This window comes from Actinoplanes couchii, from assembly GCF_016862075.1.
Lineage (GTDB): Bacteria > Actinomycetota > Actinomycetes > Mycobacteriales > Micromonosporaceae > Actinoplanes > Actinoplanes couchii.
Genome location: NZ_BOMG01000173.1, coordinates 1 through 2,518, shown reverse-complemented (window position 1 = coordinate 2,518; position 2,518 = coordinate 1). Strand labels below are relative to the sequence as shown.

Annotated in this window: 1 protein-coding gene; it reads left to right on the top strand. The window is 70.7% G+C overall.

Going from position 1 to position 2,518, the window contains the following annotated elements:
* Positions 1-2,518, top strand: a 2,518-nt coding sequence (locus Aco03nite_RS52305; RefSeq protein ID WP_203810741.1) for a non-ribosomal peptide synthetase, incomplete at both ends; no start/stop codon positions are given.

Genomic DNA, 2,518 nt, shown 5'->3' with positions numbered 1-2,518 from the left:
ATCCAGGCGATGTTCGTGTTGCAGAACACCGAACCGGCCGACTGGGCGCTGCCCGGGCTCGACGTCTCCGCGGTGGACCGGGGGACGAGCGCCTCGCCGTTCGACGTGACGCTGCAGGTGACGGAGGTGGGCGACTCCTTCCGGTGCGAACTGCAGTACAACTCGGACGTCTTCGACCGGGGCACGATCGAGCGGATGGCCTGTCACTTCGAGCGGTTGTTGCGGTCGGCGACGGAGAACCCGGATGCCCGGGTGAGCGCCCTGCAGATGCTGTCCGATGAGGAACGGCATCGGCTCGTCGTCGCCTGGAACGACACGGACGTCCCCTACGAGGACGGCGTCACACTGCACCAGCTCGTCGAGCGGCAGGTGGCCGCCACTCCCGGCGGGGTGGCGGTGACGTACGGAGCGGAGAGCCTGACCTACGCGGAACTCAACAGCCGGGCCAACCGGCTGGCCCACCTGCTGCGCGACCGTGGCGTCGGCCCGGAGACGATCGTGGGCCTGTGCGTCGAGCGGGACCTCGACACGATCGTGACGCTGCTGGCGGTGCTCAAGGCCGGTGGCGCCTACTTCGCGATGGATCCGGGGCTTCCGGCGGAACGGCTCGCGTTCATGATCGGGGACACCGCGGCGCCGATCGTGTTCACCCAGACGGCGCTGCTGGACCGGCTGCCCGCCACCGGCGCCGAGCTGATCTGTGTCGACGACCTGCCGGAGCTGGGGCCGGACACCGATCCGGTGCCGCTGGCCACCGCTGACAACATCGCCTACGTGGTCTACACCTCCGGATCGACGGGTGTCCCCAAGGGCATCATGATCGAGCACCGGTCGCTCTGTGCGCTCCGGGACGCCAACTGGCACGGGACGATGGCGCCGGACGACGTGGTGGCCCAGTCGTCGAGCCTGTCCTGGGACATGAGCGCGTTCGAGATCTGGGGCGCGCTGACCGTCGGCGCGCGGCTGGTGATCGTCAGCCACACCACAAAACTCAATCCGGTGCGCCTCCGGGCTGAACTCGAGACACACGGCGTCACCGTGCTGGGGATGACCTCGCCGCTGTTCAACCAGCACCTCGCCGAGTTCCCGGAGCTTGTCGCGGGCCTGAAGATGGTGGAGTACGGCGGCGAGGCGGTCGAACGTTCGGTCGCCGACCGGCTGGCCGCGGGCCCGTACGCGCCGGCGAACATCTCCCACGCGTACGGGCCGTGTGAGCACTTCGGGGTCGCCACCCACCATCGGGTCACCACCGGGAGTCCGGCACACACCCTCTACCAGTCGATCGGCCGGCCCTGTGCGAACACCGAGGCGTTCGTGCTGGACGGCGCGGGCGGCCTGGTGCCGGTGGGTGTCGTCGGCGAGCTGTGGATCGGTGGCCTGGGCCTGGCCCGGGGCTACCTGAACCGGGCCGAGTTGACCGCGGAACGTTTTGTCGTACGGGAAATCGATGGGGTTGACCGTCGGTTGTATCGCACCGGTGACCTGGTCCGCTGGACCGCCGACGGGTATCTGGACTTCCTCGGCCGCAGTGACGACCAGGTGAAGGTGCGCGGTTTCCGGATCGAGCTGGGCGAGATCGAGGCGGCGCTGGCGGACTGCCCGGGGGTGGGCGCCACCGTGGTGGCCGTGCGTGAGGACGTGCCTGGTGACAAACGCCTCGTCGCCTATGTCGTCCCGGCTGACGGACCGCTGCCCGGTGTCTCGGCGATGCGCGCGTTCCTGCACCAGCGGCTGCCGGAGTACATGGTGCCCGGCGCCTTCGTGGAGCTGGCGTCGCTGCCGTTGACCACCACCGGGAAGGTCGACCGGCGCGCGTTGCCGGCCCCGGACACCGGCCGGCCGGAACTCGACGCCGAGTACGCCGCCCCCCGCACCGAGATCGAGGCGGTGCTGGTGCGGATCTGGGCCGAGGTTCTCGGTGTCGACCGGATCGGCGTCCACGACGACTTCTTCGACCTCGGCGGTCATTCGCTGCTGGCCACCCGGGTCGCCGGCCGGGCCGCCCGCGAACTGGGGATCGCGATCCCGGTCCGGCAGCTGTTCGACGCGCCGACGGTTGCGACGTTCGCCGGGAAGGTCCGCACCGGAACCGAGGAGATCGTTCCCGCGCTGCGGCGTGGTGTGGACGGCCCCGCGCCGCTGTCGTTCGCCCAGCAGCGGTTGTGGTTCCTCGACCAGTTCGAGCCGGGCAGCGCCGAGTACCTGCTGGCGACGGCCGTGCGGTTGCGCGGGCCGTTGGGTCTGCCGGCGTTGAAGCGGGCGCTGCGGGCCCTCGCCGAACGGCACGAGGTGCTGCGCACCAGGCTGGTGGCCGATGCCGACGGTGTCGCGACCCAGATCGTGGACCCGGTCGCCGAGGTGCCGTTCGACTTGTCGGACCTGCCGGGCGCGGACATCGGCGAGGTGGCCGTGCTCCTCGAGCGGATGGCCGGGGAACCGATGGACCTCGGTCGCGGGCCGCTGTTCCGGGCCGCGCTGGTGCGTCTCGGTGCCGGCGACGCGGTGCTGCTCCTGCGTG